Source organism: Amycolatopsis balhimycina FH 1894 (assembly GCF_000384295.1).
Classification (GTDB): Bacteria; Actinomycetota; Actinomycetes; order Mycobacteriales; family Pseudonocardiaceae; genus Amycolatopsis; species Amycolatopsis balhimycina.
Genome location: NZ_KB913037.1, coordinates 2,912,375 through 2,931,554 on the forward strand (window position 1 = coordinate 2,912,375; position 19,180 = coordinate 2,931,554).

The 19,180-nt window shown below is 70.9% G+C and carries 17 protein-coding genes; 12 read left to right on the forward strand and 5 right to left on the reverse strand.

The genetic code is table 11. The annotated features are described in order from the left end of the window. Window positions 1-11: 11 nt before the first annotated feature. Both A3CE_RS0112355 and A3CE_RS0112360 read left to right on the forward strand, forming a co-directional pair. The gene (locus A3CE_RS0112355; RefSeq protein ID WP_020640404.1) at window positions 12-269 is read left to right on the forward strand and encodes a hypothetical protein; all 258 of its coding nucleotides are present in this window, start codon (window positions 12-14) and stop codon (window positions 267-269) included. 40 nt (window positions 270-309) lie between these two features. Next, complete coding sequence (locus A3CE_RS0112360) at window positions 310-882, forward strand: GNAT family N-acetyltransferase (RefSeq protein ID WP_020640405.1); 573 nt, start codon at window positions 310-312, stop codon at window positions 880-882. A 9-nt stretch (window positions 883-891) separates the two neighbouring features. Here the strand turns inward: A3CE_RS0112360 and A3CE_RS0112365 are convergent, their stop codons facing one another. Continuing rightward, on the reverse strand, window positions 892-1,518 hold the full coding sequence (locus A3CE_RS0112365) for a YigZ family protein (RefSeq protein WP_051183766.1): 627 nt from the start codon (window positions 1,516-1,518) through the stop codon (window positions 892-894). A 547-nt stretch (window positions 1,519-2,065) separates the two neighbouring features. Between A3CE_RS0112365 and gltB the strand changes: the two genes are divergently transcribed. Continuing rightward, window positions 2,066-6,649 (forward strand): glutamate synthase large subunit, encoded by a 4,584-nt coding sequence (gene gltB, locus A3CE_RS0112375; RefSeq protein ID WP_020640407.1) that lies wholly within the window; start codon window positions 2,066-2,068, stop codon window positions 6,647-6,649. 92 nt (window positions 6,650-6,741) lie between these two features. Further along, a complete protein-coding gene (locus tag A3CE_RS0112380) occupies window positions 6,742-8,193 on the forward strand; it encodes a glutamate synthase subunit beta (RefSeq protein ID WP_020640408.1) in 1,452 nt (483 codons plus the stop codon). A gap of 73 nt (window positions 8,194-8,266) precedes the next feature. On the opposite strand, the gene A3CE_RS0112385 is transcribed toward A3CE_RS0112380, so the two are convergent. Further along, window positions 8,267-9,253, reverse strand: coding sequence for an ArsR/SmtB family transcription factor (locus tag A3CE_RS0112385; RefSeq protein ID WP_020640409.1), 987 nt, complete (start codon window positions 9,251-9,253; stop codon window positions 8,267-8,269). Window positions 9,254-9,518: 265 nt separating this feature from the next. On the opposite strand from A3CE_RS0112385, the gene A3CE_RS0112390 reads away from it, so the two are divergent. From A3CE_RS0112390 to A3CE_RS0112400, 3 genes are all read left to right on the forward strand, one after another. Beyond that, entirely contained in the window at window positions 9,519-10,148 is a 630-nt protein-coding gene (locus tag A3CE_RS0112390) for an RICIN domain-containing protein (RefSeq protein ID WP_020640410.1), read from the forward strand. Window positions 10,149-10,253: 105 nt separating this feature from the next. Continuing rightward, window positions 10,254-11,423 (forward strand): PucR family transcriptional regulator, encoded by a 1,170-nt coding sequence (locus A3CE_RS0112395; protein ID WP_020640411.1) that lies wholly within the window; start codon window positions 10,254-10,256, stop codon window positions 11,421-11,423. A gap of 127 nt (window positions 11,424-11,550) precedes the next feature. Beyond that, a complete protein-coding gene (locus tag A3CE_RS0112400) occupies window positions 11,551-11,994 on the forward strand; it encodes a peptidase inhibitor family I36 protein (protein WP_020640412.1) in 444 nt (147 codons plus the stop codon). A gap of 87 nt (window positions 11,995-12,081) precedes the next feature. On the opposite strand, the gene A3CE_RS0112405 is transcribed toward A3CE_RS0112400, so the two are convergent. Then, window positions 12,082-12,978 carry an ROK family protein gene (locus A3CE_RS0112405; RefSeq protein WP_020640413.1) on the reverse strand — a complete coding sequence of 299 codons (897 nt, stop codon included), beginning with the start codon at window positions 12,976-12,978 and terminating at the stop codon, window positions 12,082-12,084. A gap of 192 nt (window positions 12,979-13,170) precedes the next feature. Here A3CE_RS0112405 and A3CE_RS0112410 point away from each other — a divergent pair, with 192 nt between their 5' ends. The 3 genes from A3CE_RS0112410 (at window position 13,171) to A3CE_RS0112420 (ending at window position 14,830) form a co-directional block, all read left to right on the forward strand. Beyond that, complete coding sequence (locus A3CE_RS0112410; RefSeq protein WP_020640414.1) at window positions 13,171-13,380, forward strand: CbtB domain-containing protein; 210 nt, start codon at window positions 13,171-13,173, stop codon at window positions 13,378-13,380. 19 nt (window positions 13,381-13,399) lie between these two features. Then, window positions 13,400-14,128: a CbtA family protein gene (locus A3CE_RS0112415; protein WP_020640415.1), complete on the forward strand. Its 729-nt coding sequence runs from the start codon at window positions 13,400-13,402 to the stop codon at window positions 14,126-14,128. A 72-nt stretch (window positions 14,129-14,200) separates the two neighbouring features. Further along, complete coding sequence (locus tag A3CE_RS0112420; RefSeq protein WP_020640416.1) at window positions 14,201-14,830, forward strand: DUF4190 domain-containing protein; 630 nt, start codon at window positions 14,201-14,203, stop codon at window positions 14,828-14,830. A 3-nt stretch (window positions 14,831-14,833) separates the two neighbouring features. On the opposite strand, the gene A3CE_RS0112425 is transcribed toward A3CE_RS0112420, so the two are convergent. Both A3CE_RS0112425 and A3CE_RS50925 read right to left on the reverse strand, forming a co-directional pair. Next, window positions 14,834-16,315, reverse strand: coding sequence for a cobyric acid synthase (locus tag A3CE_RS0112425; RefSeq protein WP_020640417.1), 1,482 nt, complete (start codon window positions 16,313-16,315; stop codon window positions 14,834-14,836). Further along, on the reverse strand, window positions 16,312-17,388 hold the full coding sequence (locus tag A3CE_RS50925; protein ID WP_051183899.1) for a cobalamin biosynthesis protein: 1,077 nt from the start codon (window positions 17,386-17,388) through the stop codon (window positions 16,312-16,314). The genes A3CE_RS0112425 and A3CE_RS50925 overlap by 4 nt, the downstream gene beginning before the upstream one ends. Window positions 17,389-17,424: 36 nt before the next feature. Between A3CE_RS50925 and A3CE_RS0112435 the strand changes: the two genes are divergently transcribed. Continuing rightward, entirely contained in the window at window positions 17,425-18,066 is a 642-nt protein-coding gene (locus A3CE_RS0112435; protein WP_051183767.1) for a bifunctional adenosylcobinamide kinase/adenosylcobinamide-phosphate guanylyltransferase, read from the forward strand. Window positions 18,067-18,079: 13 nt separating this feature from the next. Beyond that, complete coding sequence (gene cobT / locus A3CE_RS0112440) at window positions 18,080-19,093, forward strand: nicotinate-nucleotide--dimethylbenzimidazole phosphoribosyltransferase (RefSeq protein ID WP_020640420.1); 1,014 nt, start codon at window positions 18,080-18,082, stop codon at window positions 19,091-19,093. The last annotated feature ends 87 nt before the right edge of the window (window positions 19,094-19,180 follow it).

Consider the following 19,180-nt stretch of genomic DNA (forward strand, 5'->3'; position numbering starts at 1 on the left):
GAGGCGCCGCCATGATCACCGAATTGAACCATCGTGAGCGGGCCACGTTGAGAGCCGTGGCCGGGGGCCAGGCCGAGATCAGCTGCAGCTGCGAGCCAGACCTGTTCATCGACGGCCTGAGCTGCTGTGACCAGACGACCGTGCACCGGCTGGCGCGGCTCGGCCTGATCGCCCCGGCCCGCCCCGGCAAGTGCGGCGAGCGCGTGCCCGCCCTGCTCACCGAGGCCGGCTCGCAGGCACTGGGCGAGGTCCTCGCCGTCGCCGCGTAATCGCGTTGCCACACACTGGGGTTACTGCCAGCATCACCCGATGCACGTATTCCTCGAAACCGAGCGGCTGATCCTCCGCCGGTTCACCGAGAACGACGCCGACGCGCTGTTCGAGCTCTACGACGACCCGGCCGTGATGAAGTACCTCAATGGGGGCCTGCCGGCGGATCGCACCGAGATCGTCACTCTCGACCTCCCCGCGTTCCTCGGTTACTACGAGCGTTTCCCCGGTTACGGGTTCTGGGCGGCGATCGAGAAGCGCACCGGTGATTTCCTGGGGTGGTTCCACTTCCGGCCGCGTCCGGCAGATCCGGCGGACGAGCCCGAGCTGGGGTACCGGCTGCACCAGAAGGCGTGGGGCCAGGGCTACGGCACCGAGGGTTCGGCGGCTTTGCTCGCGAAGGGCTTCACCGAGCTGGGGGTCCGGCGCGTCACGGCGTTCACGATGACGGTGAACCACCGCTCGCGCCGCGTCATGGAAAAGCTGGGGATGACGTTCCTCCGCACGTTCTTCGAAGAGTTCCCCGAGCACGAACGAGCCCCGGGCAGCGAACAAGGCGAAGTCGCGTACGCGATAACCCGCGAAGAGTGGCTGGCCCGCAACGGTTCCTGAAGGGTCCGGTCAGGCGGTGATCCAGTGGTCGCCCACGGAACTTGGGGCGGCTTCGCCGTTGGTCTGGTCTGCCAGCCAGCTTTCGAAAGCTTCAACCTGGCCCGGCTCGAGGCCGGTCTCGAAGTGGGCTCGCTCCTCGAAGCGGGTCGCATGGAGGAGGTACGGCGACGCGCGCAGGTCGTTCTCCAGCCGGCCCGCGCGGTCGTAGCCGACCGCCACGTCGACCATGCGCAGCCGACGGTGTTCTAGTACACCAACAACTTCCAGTGCGTCCGAAACGGACTGACCGTACGCGCGGATGAGCCCGCCGACGCCCAGCAACACGCCGCCGAAGTACCGCGTCACCACCGCGACCGTGTCGGTCAGCTCGCGGCGGCGCAGCACTTCCAGCATCGGCGTGCCCGCGGTGCCCGCCGGCTCGCCGTCGTCACTGGACCGCCGAGTTCGCCCATCCGGCCCCAAAACGAAGGCGTGACAGTGGTGCCGCGCCTGCGGATCGGCGCGGCGGCGGGCCGCGATGAACTCGCGCGCGGCCTCCTCCGAGGTCACCGGAGCGAGCGCGCACAGGAAGCGGGAGCGCTTGATCTCGATCTCGTGGACGCTCGTCCGAGCCACGGAGAGATAACGATCAGCCATCGGACGAGTCCGCCATGTACCCAGCTTCCCACCCCGCGACGACGTCGCGACACGTGCCCCAGACCACTGGGGACAGACATTTCCGCAGGTCACGGCGCTGCCATACCGCCGAGCGGGAGACCCAGCCCGGCATATGGGACTACCCTGGGCGGCGTCAACGGAAGCGTGGCATTTCCCACCCGGGCACAACGACGTATGTCGATAACAGCGAATTCACACTATCGTCATAAGACCCGGCGAACCCGGGAGTAACACCGCGCGCTCCGTCCGGTCCCCACCACAGTGGCCGGTCTGTGCGCGCACGCAGAACCCGACATGTTCGGCTGCCCAGCGTCGTGCGGCCTCCCAGATGCTCCGCTTCCGGTTCCGGGCCACAGAGCCCGGCCGATCCTTCGCGGCATCTTGCACTGCGACACCACCATCGCCGACAACAGCAACTGTTCTCGACTGACCATCGCGGTACCGGACCACTTCGTTAACCGGTTCAGCAAGAACCACTCGATGGAGTGAGTACCGGTCGCGCCAACGCCTTGGGAGGCGGCCAGCCGTGACCCACCGTGCCAGTTCCCTGCCCCCGTTCGGGGAGCAGCTCAGCAACGCCGAGGCCGAGGGCCTCTACCGGAGCGACTACGAACACGACGCCTGCGGTGTCGCCTTCGTCGCCGACCTGACCGGGCGACGGGATCATTCGATCGTCGCCAAGGCCCTGGTCGCGTTGCGCAACCTGGAACATCGCGGAGCACGCGGCGCCGAACCGGACACCGGCGACGGCGCCGGACTGCTCATCCAGATCCCGGACGAGTTCTACCGCGAGGTCGTGGACTTCGAGCTCCCCGAGCCGGGTACCTACGCCGTCGGCACGGCTTTCCTGCCGCAGGACGAAAAGCGCCGCGGCCGGGCCATGACGACCATCGAGCGCATCGCGGCGGAAGAGGACATGCGCGTCCTCGGCTGGCGCGAGCTGCCGGTGCACACCGAGCACTGCGGGCCGACCGCGGCCGAGACCATGCCGCACTTCACCCAGCTGTTCCTCGCCGCGCGCCGCCCGAAACCGGAGCATTCGGACCCGCTGCACATCGAGCGCAGCGCGTTCTGCGTCCGCAAGCGCGCCGAGCACGAGCTCGTCGAGGACACCGGGGAACCGGCTGTCTACTTCGCGTCCTTGTCTTCGCGCACGATCGTCTACAAAGGAATGCTCACCGAGCCCCAGGTCGAGCGGTTCTTCGCCGACCTGACCGACGAGCGCGTCACCAGCGCCATCGGCCTGGTGCACTCGCGCTTCTCCACCAACACGTTCCCGTCGTGGCCGCTGGCGCACCCGTACCGCTACGTCGCGCACAACGGCGAGATCAACACGTTGCGCGGCAACCGCAACTGGATGGACGCCCGCGAGGCGCTGCTCGAGACCGATCTGATCCCGGGCGACCTCAAGCGGATCTACCCGGTGATCACGCGCGGCGCCAGCGACTCGGCGTCCTTCGACGAGGTCCTCGAACTGCTCCACCTCGGCGGCCGCTCGCTGCCCCACGCCGTCCTGATGATGATCCCGGAGGCCTGGGAGAACCACCAGGAGATGGACCCCGCGCGGCGCGCGTTCTACGAGTTCCACTCGACGCTGATGGAGCCGTGGGACGGCCCGGCGCTCGTCGCCTTCACCGACGGCTCCCAGATCGGTGCCGTCCTCGACCGCAACGGCCTGCGCCCCGGCCGGTACTGGGTGACCGACGACGGGCTCGTCGTGCTCGCCTCCGAAGTCGGCGTGCTCGACATCGACCCGGCGACGATCGTCCGGAAGGGGCGCCTCGAGCCCGGCCGGATGTTCCTGGTGGACACCGTCGAAGGCCGGATCATCGAGGACGAAGAGGTCAAGACCGAGCTGGCCACCGCGCACCCGTACGACGAATGGGTCGACGCCGGCCTGCTGCAGCTCGAGGACCTGCCCGAGCGCGACCGCGAAGTGCCGCTGCACGCCGCGCTCGTCCGCCGCCAGCAGGCGTTCGGTTACACCGAGGAAGAACTCGAAGCCATCCTCGAACCGATGGCCCGCAGCGGCGCGGAGCCGATCGGCTCGATGGGCAACGACTCTCCGCTCGCCACGCTGTCCAGCCGGCCACGGCTGATCTTCGACTACTTCATCCAGCTGTTCGCGCAGGTCACGAACCCGCCGCTGGACGCCATCCGCGAGGAGCTCGTCACCGCGCTCGGCGCGCAGATCGGCGCCGAACCGAACCTCCTCGACGGCAACGCCGCCAGCTGCCGCCGGATCGCGCTGCCATTCCCGGTGCTCGACAACGACCAGCTCGCCAAGCTGGTGCACGTCAACGACGACGGCGACCTGCCGGAGTTCCAGGCGGTCACCGTGCTCGGCCGCTACAACGTGCACGGCGGTGGCGACGCGCTGGTCCAGCGGCTCGACGAGATCCGCGCCGAGGTGTCGGAGGCGATCGAGGACGGCGCCCGGCTGATCGTGCTGTCCGACCGCGGCCTCGACGAGCACCACGCGCCGATCCCGTCGCTGCTGCTCACCGGCGCGGTGCACCACCACCTCGTCCGCGAAAAGACGCGCACGCAGGTCGGCCTCATCGTCGAGGCAGGCGACGCGCGCGAGGTGCACCACATCGCGTTGCTCATCGGCTACGGCGTCGCCGCGGTGAACCCGTACCTGGCGATGGCGACCGTCGAGGAGATGGCCCACCAGGGCCTGATCCCGGGGGTGACGCCGAAGCAGGCGACGCAGAACCTGATCAAGGCGCTCGGCAAGGGCGTCCGCAAGACGATGTCGAAGATGGGCGTTTCGACCGTCGCGTCCTACACCGGCGCGCAGATCTTCGAAGCGATCGGGCTCGGCGAAGAGGTCATCGAGAACTGCTTCACCGGCACGACGTCCCGCCTCGGCGGTGTCGGCTTCGAGACGCTCGCCGACGAAGTCGCGAAGCGGCACAAGTACGCGTTCCCGGCCGACGGCGTCCGCGCCGCCCACCGCGAGCTGGAGACCGGCGCGGACTACCAGTGGCGCCGCGAGGGTGAACCGCACCTGTTCAACCCGCAGACGGTGTTCAAGCTCCAGCACTCCACGCGCGCCGGGAAGTACGACGTCTTCAAGGAGTACACGAAGGCCGTCGACGACCAGGCCGAGAAGCTGCTGACGCTGCGCGGGCTGTTCGACTTCAAGTACGGCAAGCGCGCGCCGGTGCCGATCGAAGAGGTCGAGCCGGTCTCGGAGATCGTCAAGCGGTTCGCCACCGGCGCCATCTCCTACGGCTCGATCTCGATGGAGATGCACCAGACCCTCGCCATCGCGATGAACCGCCTCGGCGGCAAGTCCAACACCGGCGAAGGCGGCGAAGACGCGGAGCGGCTGTACGACCCGGAGCGGCGCAGCGCCGTGAAGCAGGTCGCGTCCGGCCGGTTCGGCGTCACGAGCGAGTACCTCGTCAACGCCGACGACATCCAGATCAAGATGGCGCAGGGCGCGAAGCCCGGCGAAGGCGGGCAGCTGCCCGGCGCGAAGGTGTACCCGTGGATCGCGAAGACGCGGTTCTCGACGCCGGGCGTCGGCCTCATTTCGCCGCCGCCGCACCACGACATCTACTCGATCGAGGACCTGGCGCAGCTGATCCACGACCTCAAGAACGCCAACCCGAACGCGCGCATCCACGTGAAGCTCGTGTCCGAGGTCGGCGTCGGGACGGTCGCCGCGGGCGTGTCCAAGGCGCACGCCGACGTCGTGCTCATCTCGGGCCACGACGGCGGGACTGGCGCGTCGCCGCTGTCGTCCATCAAGCACGCCGGCGGCCCGTGGGAGCTCGGCCTGGCCGAGACGCAGCAGACGCTGCTGGCCAACCGGCTGCGCGACCGGATCGTCGTGCAGACCGACGGCCAGCTCAAGACCGGCCGTGACGTCATCGTCGCGGCACTGCTCGGCGCCGAGGAGTTCGGCTTCGCGACCGCGCCGCTGGTGGTGTCCGGCTGCATCATGATGCGCGTCTGTCACCTCGACACCTGCCCGGTGGGCGTCGCGACGCAGAACCCGAAGCTGCGCGAGAAGTTCAGCGGCAAGGCCGAATACGTCATCAACTTCTTCGAGTTCATCGCCCAGGAAGTGCGCGAGTACCTGGCCGAGCTGGGTTTCCGGTCGATCGCCGAGGCCGTCGGGCACGCCGAGTTCCTCGACAAGCGCAAGGCCGTCGAGCACTGGAAGGCGTCCGGGCTCGACCTGTCGCCGATCTTCCACGTGCCGGACGTGGCCCCGGCCGGGCTGCGCCTGCAGCAGAAGCCGCAGGACCACGGGCTCGAGAAGGCACTCGACAACACGCTGATCCAGCTCGCCGAGGGCGCGTTGAACTCCGGCGACAAGGTGCGGCTGGAACTGCCCGTGCGCAACGTGAACCGGACCGTGGGCACCATGCTCGGCTCGGAGCTGACCCGGCGGTGGGGCGGCGAAGGCCTGCCCGACGACACCATCGACGTCACCTTCACCGGCACCGCGGGCCAGTCGTTCGGCGCGTTCCTGCCGAAGGGCATCACGCTGCGGCTCTACGGCGACGGCAACGACTACGTCGGCAAGGGCCTCTCCGGCGGACGGCTGATCGTGCGGCCGCCGAAGGAGGCGCGGATCGCCGCCGAGGACCACATCATCGCCGGCAACGTGATCGCCTACGGCGCGACCAGCGGCGAGATCTTCATCCGCGGCAAGGTCGGCGAGCGGTTCTGCGTGCGCAACTCGGGCGCGCTGGCCGTCGTCGAAGGCGTCGGCGACCACGGCGGCGAGTACATGACCGGCGGCCGGATGGTCGTGCTCGGCCCGATCGGGCGCAACTTCGCGGCCGGCATGTCCGGCGGCATCGCGTACGTGCTGGACCTGCCCGCGCACCGCGTCAACCCGGAGATGGTCGACCTCGACCCGCTCGACTCCGAAGACGCGGACTTCCTGCGCGAAACGCTGGAGAAGCACTACAACGAAACGGAATCCGCGGTCGCGCGGGAACTGCTGGCCGACTGGGACGCGGGTGTCGACCGCTTCGGGAAGGTCATGCCGAAGGACTACAAGCGCGTGCTCGCCGCTCAGGTGCAGGCGGAGCGCGACGGGCGCGACGTGAACGAGGCGATCATGGAGGCAGCTCATGGCTGATAATCGCGCAGCCAGTCATGAGTGCCGACCGGCAGTGTTGATGCGGGACACCCGCACCCGGGGGAGTGTCCCGCAAGAAACGGAGGCCGCACATGGCTGACCCCAAGGGCTTTCTGACCACCACCCGCGAAGAGCCGAAGCGCCGTCCGGTCGACCTGAGGCTGATGGACTGGCGAGAGGTCTACGAAGACTTCGCCACGACGAAGCTGCAGAAGCAGGCCGGCCGCTGCATGGACTGCGGCATCCCGTTCTGCCACCAGGGCTGCCCGCTCGGGAACCTCATCCCGGAGTGGAACACGCTGACCTGGCGGGAGGACTGGCAGCAGGCCATCGAACGGCTGCACGCGACCAACAACTTCCCGGAGTTCACCGGCACGCTGTGCCCGGCACCCTGCGAAACCGCGTGCGTGCTCGGGATCAACGACGACCCGGTGACGATCAAGCGGGTCGAGATCTCGATCATCGACCGCGCCTTCGAAGAGGGCTGGGTGACGCCCGAAGTTCCCAGCGCCCTCACGGGCAAGAAGGTCGCCGTGGTCGGATCCGGCCCGTCGGGACTTGCCGCGGCGCAGCAGCTCACGCGCGCGGGCCACAGCGTCGTGGTCCTCGAGCGGGCCGACAAGATCGGCGGGCTGCTGCGCTACGGCATCCCCGAGTTCAAGATGGAGAAGTCCCGCCTCGACCGCCGTCTCGACCAGATGCGCGCCGAGGGCACGGAGTTCCGGGCGTCGGTGAACGTCGGCGTGGACATTTCCGCTTCGGAGCTGACTTCGTCCTACGACGCCGTGGTGCTGGCCGGCGGCGCGACCGACTGGCGCGACCTGCCGATCCCCGGCCGCGAGCTGGACGGCATCCACCAGGCGATGGAGTTCCTCCCGCCGGCCAACCGGGTCGCTTCGGGTGAGCTTGCCGAGTCGCCCTACTCGGCCGCGGGCCTCGACGTCGTCGTGATCGGCGGCGGCGACACGGGCGCGGACTGCGTCGGGACGTCGCACCGCCAGGGCGCGAAGTCGGTGACGCAGCTGGAGATCATGCCTCGCCCGCCCCAGGCGCGTTCCGACGCCCACCCGTGGCCGACATACCCGATGATCTACCGGGTGTCCTCGGCGCACGAAGAGGGCGGCGAACGGCTGTACGCGGTGAACACGCAGGAGTTCCTGGGCGACGACTCCGGCCGCGTGCGCGCGTTGAAGCTGGTCGAGGTCCGCAACGAGGGCGGCAAGTTCGTCCCGGTGCCCGATTCCGAGCGCGAGCTGCCCGCGCAGCTCGTGCTGCTGGCGATGGGCTTCCTCGGGCCGCAGAAGCAGGGCCTGATCGAGGACCTCGGCGTCGAGCTGGACGCGCGCGGCAACGTGGCGCGCGACAAGGCGTTCAAGACGAGCCTGGACAACGTGTTCGTGGCCGGCGACATGGGCCGCGGCCAGTCCCTGATCGTCTGGGCGATCGCGGAAGGCCGCTCGGCGGCGGCCGGCGTCGACGCCTACCTGACCGGGCGCGAGGTGCTGCCCCGGCCGATCGCGCCGACGGACCGGCCGATCGCGTAAGACCCAGCGCCGGCGGAGGTGTCACCGTCGCCACCTCCACCGGCGCTGCTCCACTTTCTCGGCCGTGCAGCGGCTAGCTGTCGAGAAGAGCGCTTCCCAGCGGGGTGAGCGAGTGCAGCACCGTGTTGCGCTCCCGGTGCGTGATGATCAGTCCCGCGCGCCGGAGCACCGTGGTGTGCTTGCTGACCGCCGACGGCGTGACGCCCAGCCGCGCCGCCAGTTCGGACGTCGAGCAGCCCACCGCCAGGACCGCCAGCGCCGCCGCGCGGGTCGGGCCCAGCAGGTCCGCCAGCGCGTTGCCCGGCGTCTTCCGGGCTCCGCGATCGAACCCGGCGGAGTGCGCGGCGTGGCGGACGCACGGGTAGTGCAGCCGCGGCGTGCCGCCGGGGGACGGCGGGACCAGGGCCGGGCACACCGAGAAGTACGTCGGGACCAGCAGCAGGCCCGCCCCCTCCGAGGGGAGCGTCGCGGGGATCCCGTCGTCGGTCTCCAGGACCGGCGCCGTCCAGTGCACCTTCGGGCGCAGGCCGGTCAGCAGCGCGTCGATCCCGCCGTGGAGCAGCACCTGCGTGCGCATCCCCAGATCGGCGTCCACCTGGGCGCACACGACGTCCCAGCCCGGCGCGAGCGCGAGGTCGTGGTACTCCTGCATCGCCTGCACCAGCCGCGGCAGGCCCGCGGGGTCGCCGTCGGCGAGCGCGGCCGCCCACGCGGGCAGGTCACGCTCGGCCGGGGCGGTCCGCAACGCGGCCTTCAGGCTCACCGGTTCGGCCCGCAGCACCGCCGCGAGCCCGGACTCCAGGTCGTAGCGCCCCGCCGCGGGCAGCAGGAACTCCGGGATCGGGGCGTCCGGCCGGCAGAGCCAGGTCAGCACCGACGCCGAGTCCGGCAGCCCCTGCCATACCCGGTGCCGCCACCGGTTGAACGCCGCCGACGCCGCGTTGCGGCCACCGTCGCGCCGCTGCAGCACCTGCAGGCTCGCGGCGAGCTCCCCCATCGGATCGGCCGCGGCCGCGAGACGGGCGCGGACGAGGTCCTGCAACGTCAGTTCGATGCGCACGGTCCCCCCGGGGTGTCTGCTCGTCCATCGGGCGAAGATCTCGATCCGTTACACACCTGACCTGCGTTTTTGCCCCTGCCGGAAATCTCCTCGACGGACGCCGGACGGCACTGAATGATGGCTGAAGAGACCGCTTTCGGGGGTTTGACGGTCTTGACGAGGGGGAATCGTCGGCAGATTCAGCGCCGGGCCATGCGGCCCGGAGCCGGTTGCCGCACGCCTTCGTCGTCAGCTGTGCGAAACGAAGCCGAAAAAAAGGGGAACGATGACGAAGATGAAGCGCCTGATGGTGACGGTCGCCGCGGCGGCGGGCCTGTTCGGCCTGATCGCGGTGCCGCAGGCCGGCGCGGCCGACGGCAAGGGGACGCCGGTCACGTCGCTCGGCCAGATCAAGCTGATCCCGTCCAAGGTGGCGGGGGCCGCGCAGCACCAGCGCTCGGCCGGCACCATGGCCGCGCAGGACGTCAACCCGGGGCCGTACCTGCTGCAGTCCGTGGGCTTCGGGCGCTGCTGGGACGCCGACGTGAACACCATCAACGCCAACGGCACGAAGATGCAGCTCTGGGACTGCAACGACACCGCGCCGAACCAGGCGTTCTGGCTGACCCAGAACCCGGAAGGCTACTACCGGTTCCAGAACTACCAGAGCGGCCGCTACCTCGACGCCGACCTGAACACGATCAACGGCAACGGCACCAAGATCCAGCTGTGGGACTACATGGCCGGTGGCAAGAACCAGTGGTGGACGCTCGCCGAGATCCCCGAGGGCTACCTGCGCCTGCAGACCCCGGCCAGCCCGCGCTACCTGACCGCCGAGGGCACGGTGGGTGGCAACGGCACGCGGCTGCAGCTGTGGGACTTCATCGCGGGCGGCAAGTCGCAGTGGTGGCAGTGATCCGCATGAGCAACTGAACGCGGGCCCCGAGTCTCGGGGCCCGCGTTCCGCACGTCGAAAGCCGAACGGCACCGTACCCACCCGAGGCAGGGAGGACGGATCGACATGAGTGGCCTGCTGGAACAGCTGATGAAACGGTCCGACGCCAACGCGCGGGCCGAGGTGAAAGCGTACGAACGCGAGCTTCCGGATTACCGGGTCCACGCCGCGAATCCCCGTTCCCGGGCGGAGATGCTGGACTACGCCGTGTGGTTTCGCCGGCACACCGTCGAACTGGTCTCCGAAAGCCGCCGGCTTTCCGACGAAGACCTTTCCTTCATCGGGGACATCGGCCGGAAACGGGCCGAGGAAGGGTTTTCCACCGGAGCGGCGCAACGCGTCCTCGCCCTGCACGCCACCTTGATGTTGCGTGAGATCAACGAGGTGGCCGAAGGCGAAGACCTCGAGGAGCTGCTGCGCCTCACGGCCTGGTTCGGCGAGCAGGGCACCCGGGGCAGTGGCTCCTACCTCGACGGGTACCTGGCCGCGCAACGGCTCCGGCTTTCGGTGGGCAAGCGGCTGCACGACCTCGTCGACCTGCTGCTGGCCGGCGACCTGTCGGCTCCCGGCCTCGCGCACGACCTCGGTGTCTGCCTGCACGACCACTACGTCGCGGTGGTGATGCGGTTTCCCGGCCGGCCATCCTGCCGCGGCGATCACGACGACGACCTCGTCGAGTCGGTGTTCAAGATGCACACCGTGCCGATCGCCTGGCGCCGGCCGGAGGAGCTCCTCGCGCTGCTGCCCGCGTGTTCGCCGCGGGAGGAGGCGCCGGACGACACGCTGCCGGTGGTGCGGGACATCGCCGAGCTGGTGGAGGGCCCCTGCCGCGTCGGCGTCGCGACCGGCACGGCGGGCAGGCTGCCCGAGGCCGTGTGCACGGCGCGTCAGGTGGCCGAGGTCGCGCCGGTGCAGCGGGTGCCGCACACCGTGTGCGGGATCGCGGACGTGTTCGTCGAGCTCGGTGTCGCGCGAGTGCCCGAGGTGGACCACTGGCTCCGCGACGTCGCGCGGCGGCTCGCGAACGGCCCGGACCTGGTGCGGACGCTCGACGTCTACTACCGCAACGACATGAACCGGCTCCGCGCGGCCGTCGCGCTGCACATCCACCCCCGGACCCTCGACTACCGCCTCCGGCGGGTGCGGGAGGTGACCGCGATCGATCCCGGCTCGACGAAGGGAGTCCGCGTCCTCACCGCGGCCGTCGCCCGCCTGCTGGCCGGCGCCTGGACCTGATTGCGCGTCGTGCCAACCGGGCGGCCGGCGCGGGACGCGGATTTGCGAGAAATGCCAACGAATTCTCCCCGGTCGCGGCCGTAAGCTCGCCTCTGCGTTACCGCCCACGGAAAGGGAGTAATAGCAGATGTCGACGCTTCGATCCCGTTTTGCCGCGCTCTCGGGAATCGGTTCCGCCTTTTTCCTGACGATCACGGGTGTCGCCACGGCCGGGTCCGTGACCCCGGCCGCGCTGCCGGCCTCGGTCCTCGAGAGCTGCCCGGCGAGTTCGGTCTGCCTGTACGAACACAAGGACTTCGGGGGGAAGGTCCTGGTCATCCCGGCCGGCGTGGCCTACCCGGACCTCCGCGCTTTCGACTGCCAGGATTGCCGCAGCTCCAAACACGACAACAACAACGGAACGTGGTCCGATCAGCTGAGCTCGTGGGTGAACAACACGGGACAGGTGTATTGCTGGTATTGGAACGAGAACTATTCCCGCCGCAATGATCCGCTGATGAACGCGGGCACGGCGAGCAGCTACGTCGGCAAGGACCCGAACGACCAGGCGTCCTCCATCGGCCCCTGCTGACCCTCCGTCCTCCGGTCGTGAAGGCCACCTTCAGGAACATAGAGTTCCTCAAGGTGGCCTTCACGAACTTGGACGAGTCGTCGCGGGTCAGGCGTCGAGCAGGTCCAGGGCCAGCAGCCCCGCGCCGAGGCGCCCGGCCTCGTCGCCCAGCTTCGCGATCCGCAGCTCCGGCATCTTCTGGAACGTCAGGTGCGCGGCGAGCCACGCCCGCACCGGCTCCAGCACGTAGTCCGCGGCGGTGAACAGCCCGCCACCCAGGACGATCACCTCGGGGCCCAGCAGCGTCAGCAGCGTGCGGATCCCGTGCCCGAGGCCGTCGAGCGCGTCCTGGACCACCGCCACGGCCACCTCGTCGCCGTGGCGGGCCAGGTCCACCACCTCGCGGGCGCCGTCGGCCGGGCGGCCGGTGCGCTCGGTGTAGCGGCGGGCGATCGCGGCCGCCGACGAGATCGCCTCCAGGCAGCCGGTCGCGCCGCAGCCGCACTTGCCGGGGTGGCCGACGTCGATGTGCCCGACCTCGCCCGCCTGCCCGTGGGCCCGGTGGATCCGGCCGTCGAGCAGGAGCGCGGCCGCGATCCCGGTGCCGACCGGGATGAACGCCGCGTTCACCGCGCCCTGCCCGGCGCCGACGCGGAACTCGGCGATGCCGCCCGCGGTGACGTCGTGGCCGAACGCCACCGGCAGCCCGAGGCGTCCCTCCAGCAGGTCGCCGAAGGCGACCTCGCGCCAGTCCAGGTTGGCCGAGAAGTGGCAGACGCGGGTCTGTTCGTCGACGATCCCGGGCACGACCACGCCGACCGCCGCCGGCTGCCCGGTGCCCGCCTGCTCCGCCAGCGCGGCCACGATGTCCACGACCTGCGCGGCCAGCGCCGTCCCGTCCGCGCTGCGCGCCGTCTCCGCTCGCAATGCCGCCTGGGGCTGGAGCCGCTCGTCGAGCAGCGCTGCCTTGATCGTCGTCCCGCCCACATCGAGGGCCGCCACCATTCGAGTCACCGCGGCATTGTCACATTGACGCGCCCGGAAGCGCGGACCTACGCTCAACCGGCCAGACGACGGATTCCGGAACGCGGTGCAAGTCCGCGCGGTCGCGCCACTGTGACCCCTGCCAGGGGAAGCCAGACCCGGACCGTCGTGACCGACCCCGATGAGGCCGCGAAAGCCCGAGGAGGCCACGCCATGACCCAGACGGCAGTTCCCGCCGTTCCGCTCCCGATCCGCATCCCGATCCGTGAGATCGTGCCGTGGGCGGTGTTCGTGGTGCTCCTCGCCCTGATCGCGCTCTACTTCGTGAGCGCCGAACAGGGCGCGACGGCGGTCTTCGCGAACTCCTACGTCCACGAGTTCGTGCACGACGGCCGGCACCTGCTGGCCTTCCCCTGCCACTGATCGGCGGGCACGCGCTCCCATGATGAAGACCCTGCTGGTCCGCGGCATGCTCGCGGGCCTGATCGCCGGCGTGCTCGCGTTCGGGTTCGCCTACGCCTTCGGCGAGCCGTCGGTGAACGCCGCCATCGGGCTCGAGGAGTCCCCCGACGCTCCCGCTCCCGCCGAAGCGCACGAAGAGGAACTGGTCCCCCGGGACATCCAGAGCACGGTCGGGCTGCTGACCGGCGTCCTGGTCTACGGCGTCGCGATCGGCGGGCTGCTCTCGCTCGCGTTCGCGTTCGCCCAGGGACGGCTCGGCACCCTCCGCCCGCGGGTGACGGCGCTGCTGCTCACCGCGGGCGCGTTCGCCGTGGTGTTCCTGGTGCCGTTCCTGAAGTACCCGGCCAACCCGCCCGCGGTGGGGCAGCCGGGCACGATCGGCTCGCGGACCGAGCTGTACTTCGGGTTCGTCGCCGTCTCGCTGCTGGCCGGCATCCTCGCCACGGTGTTCGGCCGCAAGCTCGCCGACCGCTTCGGCGCGTGGAACGGCTTCCTGCTCGCCGCGGCGGCCTACCTCGTCGTGATCGGCGTCGTCGCCTGGCTGATGCCGGTGGTCGACGAGGTCCCGACGTCGTTCCCGGCGTCGACGCTGTGGAGCTTCCGGACCGCTTCGGTCGGCACTCAGCTGACGCTGTGGCTCGCGCTGGGCCTGGTGTTCGGCGCGTTCGCGGAGAAGGCGCTGAACCGGAAGGCCGCCGTCACCGCCTGAGTGTTCTCCCTGTGCGGTTTCTGTCGGACCGGTTGCCTAGACTGCCGCCGACAGGACTGCACAGGGGGAACCATGTCCGAAGTCGATTCTTCACGCCGGGCGAATTCGACGCCGGGAGCTGCGCCGCCGCCGACGCGCAATCCCTTCGCGGTCGCGTCGCTGGTACTGGGCATCCTCGGCATCTTCGGGTTGTCGCTGCTGGTGGCGCCGATCCTGGGCGTCGTCGCGCTGGTGCAGATACCCAAGCGGAACCAGACCGGGCGCGGCATGGCGATCGCCGGGATCGTGTTGAGTGTGGTGTGGGCCGCGGTGCTCACGGGCGCGCTGATCGTGTCCGTCGGCTGGTCGACCGGCGGCGGCACGGCCCCGACCGGGCAGGCGTTGCAGGCCGGTGAGTGCTACCTCAAGCAGGACACGGACATCGCCAAGGCGTCCTGCACGAAGCCGCACGACGGCCAAGCGTTCGCCACCTTCACCCTGACGCCGCCCACCGGAGCGTCCTCGGACGACGAACTCGAGCAGGCCGCCGCCGCGGGCTGCCAGGTCCGGAGCGACGAGTACTTCGGCGCCGGCGTCGAACCGGACAGCGGAGAGGTCGTGACGTTCCACCCCGGCGGGGCCGACTGGGCGGCGGGCAAGCACACCGCCGTCTGCGCGGTCCAGGCGCGGGGCGGGCAGTACCTGGCGCCGTACCGACGCTGAGTGTCAGGGCGCGCCGGGCGGGACGAACGGCAGGTTCGGCGGCGCGCCCCGCTCCAGCAGCGTCTCCAGCACTGCGGTGTCGAGGTGCTCACCGACGGCGTCCGCCAGTTTGTCCAGCATTTCCTCGCGCAGCTCGCCGAAACCGGGGGCGTCCGGCGCCGGGGCCCAGCTGACGCCCGCCTGCGCCGCCGCTTCGGTGAGCCAGGCGCGGCGGAAGGCGTCGTTCTCGAACGCGCCGTGCCACATCGTGCCCCAGACCGCGCCGGCCCGCATACCGTCCAAAAAGGACTCGGTCGTCGTCGCCGACGTGACCGAGCCGTGGTGGATCTCGTAGGCGTCCACCCGGGTGCCGCGCCACTCCCCGACCGGGCGGGCCAGCACCTTCTCCGCGGCGAACGTCACCTTCGCCGGCAGCAGGCCGAGGCCGGGCACCTCGCCCGCCCCGGACTCCACGTCGTCCACAATGGACTCGGCGAGCATCTGGTAGCCGCCGCAGATGCCGAGGACCGGCCGCCCGGTGACGGCCCGGGCCGTCACCGCCGCGTCGAGGCCGCGCTCCCGCAGCCAGGCGAGGTCGCCGACGGTGGAGCGCGACCCGGGCAGCACCACGACGTCGGCCGCCGCGACCCGGTCGGGGTCGGCGGTCAGCGTGACGGTGACGCCAGGTTCGGCGGCCAGTGCGTCGACGTCGGTGGCGTTGGAGGCGCGCGGGAACCGCACGACGGCGACGTCGAGGCCCGTGTTTTGTGCTTCCCGGCGCCACCCGGCGGCGGCGAGCGCGTCCTCCGAGTCGATCCACACCCGGTCGAGCCACGGCAGGACACCGAGCACGGGCCGCCCGGTGACCTTCTCGAGGCTGTCCAGGCCCGGCCGCAGCAGGCCGACGTCCCCGCGGAACTTGTTGACGACCCAGCCCGCGACCAGGGCTTGGTCTTCGGCCGAGAGCAGCGCGAGGGTGCCGAACATCGCCGCCAGCACCCCACCGCGGTCGATGTCGCCGACGACCACTACCGGCAGCCCGAACCGCCGCGCGAGCCCCATGTTGACGTAGTCGCCACCGCGCAGGTTGATCTCCGCGGGACTACCGGCGCCTTCGCAGACGACGACGTCGTACCGGGCGCTGAGGTCTTCGAAGGCACCGAAGGCGATCTCGGCGAGCCCGGCCCGGCCGGTGGCGTACTCGCCGGCTTCGAGGGTGCCGAAGGGCTTCCCGAGCGCGACGACGTGGCTGCGCCGATCGCTCCCGGGCTTGAGCAGCACGGGGTTCATCGCCGCCTCGGGTTCGACGCCCGCGGCCCGGGCCTGCACCCACTGGGCCCGCCCGATCTCGGCACCGTCGGCGCAGACCATCGAGTTGTTGGACATGTTCTGCGCCTTGAACGGCGCGACCCGCACCCCACGGCGCGCAAGCCACCGGCAGATCCCGGCGGTGACCAGGCTCTTCCCGGCATCGGACGTCGTCCCGGCGACGAGCAGGCCGGTCATCGTGCCACCCCGGCGCGACGGTTCCCGCGCTTGCTCCGCTTTTTGTCCACAGCCCACGCGGCACCGGCGGAGTTGTCCACAGATCGCCGAGCGGCGGTTGTGCCGGCCGGGGAGCCGATAGACTGGTCAGGGGCCGCCCCCCGGGGAGTGGTGGGGGCTGCGGTCGCGGCGATCAGCACCGCCGCTGCCCCGACCAGGCGGGACAAGCGCACCGCGCGGCGCAGGTCCGCCGGCTGCGGGTCGCGGCCTTCGCCGAGCCGGGAGCGGCTCTCGATCTCGCCGCCGTAGCTGTTCGTCCCGCCGAGCCGGATGCCCAGCGCGCCGGCGAACGCGGCTTCCACCTGGCCCGCGTTCGGGCTCGGGTGCCGTCCGCCGTCGCGGCGCCAGATCCGCCAGGACTCCCGCGCCCGGCCGCCCGCGCACACCACCGTGAGCGCGGCGCCGATCCGCGACGGCACGAGGTTGGCGACGTCGTCGGCGCGCGCCGCGGCCCAGCCGAAGCGCCGGTAGCGCGCCGAGCGGTAGCCGACCATCGCGTCGAGGGTGTTGAGGGCGCGATAGCCGAGGAGACCCGGCACCCCGGCGACGGCGCCCCAGAACAGCGGCGCGACCACGGCGTCCGAGGTGTTCTCGGCGATCGACTCGGTGGCCGCGCGGGTGAGCTCGGCGGAGTCGAGCGTCGTCGCGTCGCGCGCGCAGAGGTGCGAGAGCCTCTGACGCGCTTCAGGCACTTCGCCCGCTTCGAGCAACCGGGCCATTTCGGCGCCTTCGGTGGCGAGACCGCGTCCCCCGAGCACGACCCAGGTAGATGCGGCCGTGACCACGAAGCGCGCGAAGGGGCGTCGCCGCGTCGCCGTCTGAAGCGCGACGCCGAGGCCTACCGCCCCGAAGGTGCACAACCCCGCGTACGCGACTCCACGTGGCTTCGAATCAGCCCACAGGCGACGTTCGAGGCGGGCCGCGGCGGTACCGAAGACGGCGACCGGATGCCCCTGTCGGGGGTCACCGAACAGTGCGTCGGCGACATATCCGGTAACGAGTCCGGCTGCGGTTGTCCCTAGACGGAGTGGCACGTGGCGCACGGTAGCGCGTGCACCAGAATGCCGGGTATGACTGTGCCCAATGCCGCCTCCGCGGAGAAACGTACATCGGCGGGGCTGCGCCACCGGCTCGCCGGGTCTCTCGAGACCCTGGCACGGGCACTGCGCCGGTCCGGACGCGACGAAGGCAAGGTGCTGGTCCTCGGCGGCGTCCGCTCGGGGAAGTCGCGGCACGCCGAGCGGCTCGTCGATCGCCACCCGCACCTCGTCTACGTCGCGCCCGGCCTGCCCGCGGGCGAGGACGACCCCGAGTGGGCCGCGCGGGTAGCCGCGCACCAGGCGCGGCGGCCGGCGCACTGGAAGACCGTCGAGACCACCGACCTGGCCGGGATCCTGCGCTCGGCGACCGAACCGCTGCTGATCGACTGCCTCGGCACCTGGCTGTCCCGTGTGCTGGACGACGTCGGCGCGTGGCGCCAGAAGCCGGGCTGGGAGCACCGGCTGGACGACCGGCTCGAGGACTTCCTCGCCGCGTGGGCCGCGGCGCGGGTGCCGGTGGTCGCGGTCAGCAACGAGGTCGGCAGCGGTGTGGTGCCCGCAACGTCGTCCGGACGGCTGTTCCGTGATGTGCTGGGCGCACTCAACAACCGGGTGTCCGCCGACGCCGACCGGGTCGTGCTGGTCGTCGCGGGCCGGGCGCTCGACCTGTAGCCAGGAGGCGCCCGTGTTCGACGTACCCGTGCCCGACCCCGCCGCCCGCGCCGCCGCGCTGGACCGGCTCGACGGCCTGGTCAAGCCGCTCGGCGCGCTGGGCAGGCTGGAAGAGATCGCCGCCTGGCTGGCCGCCGCGCACGGCAGCGTGCCGCCGCGCCCCCTGGACGACGTCCGCGTGGTCGTCTTCGCGGGCGACCACGGCGTGTCGGCGCTCTCGGCGTACCCGCGTGAAGTGACCGCGGCGATGGTCCGGGTGTTCCTGGCCGGCAAGAGCGGGGTGAACGTGCTGGCCGCGCAGGTCGGCGCGAAGGTGCGGGTGGCCGACATCGGCGTCGACTGGGACGGCGCGGACGTGCCGCCCGAGGTGACGGCCCACAAGATCCGCCGCGGCTCGGGCTCGATCGACGTCGAGGACGCGTTGTTGCCGGGCGAAGCCCAGGCGGCGTTCGAAGCGGGCCGGGCGATCGCGCTCGAGGAGCGCGAGGCGGACGTGCTGATCCCGGGAGACATGGGAATCGGCAACACGGCGGTGTGCGCGGCGCTGGTCGCGGCGTCACTGGGCCTGCCGGCGGCGGAGGTGGTCGGCACGGGCACCGGAGTCGACGCGGCGGGCCTGGAGAGGAAGACGGCGGCGGTCGCGGCGGCGTTGACGCGGACGGCCGGCCGCACGGAGGACCCGTTCGAGCGCTTGACGGCGTTGGGCAGCGCGTGCGCGGCGGCGACGGCGGGCTTCCTGGTCCAGGCGGCGGCGCTCGGCATCCCGGTGCTGCTGGACGGAGTCTTTTCCGGCGCGGCGGCGTTGGTGGCGCGCGACATCGCACCGGGAGCGGAGCAGTGGTGGCTGGCCGGGCACCGCTCGACGGAACCTTCGCAGGCGTTCGCGTTGAAGGCGCTGGGCCTGGAGCCGATCTTGGACTTCGGGCTGCGGCTCGGCGAAGGAAGCGGGGCGGTGCAGGCGGTACCGACGCTGCGCGCCGCCCGCGCGATCTTGGCCGAAATGGGCTTGCTGGCCGACCTGGCATGAAAAACGCAGCCCCCGCCACTCCCTGGGGGGCGTCCCCTGTCCAGTCTATCGGTCCCCCGGCCGGCACCACGGCCGTTCGGCGATCTG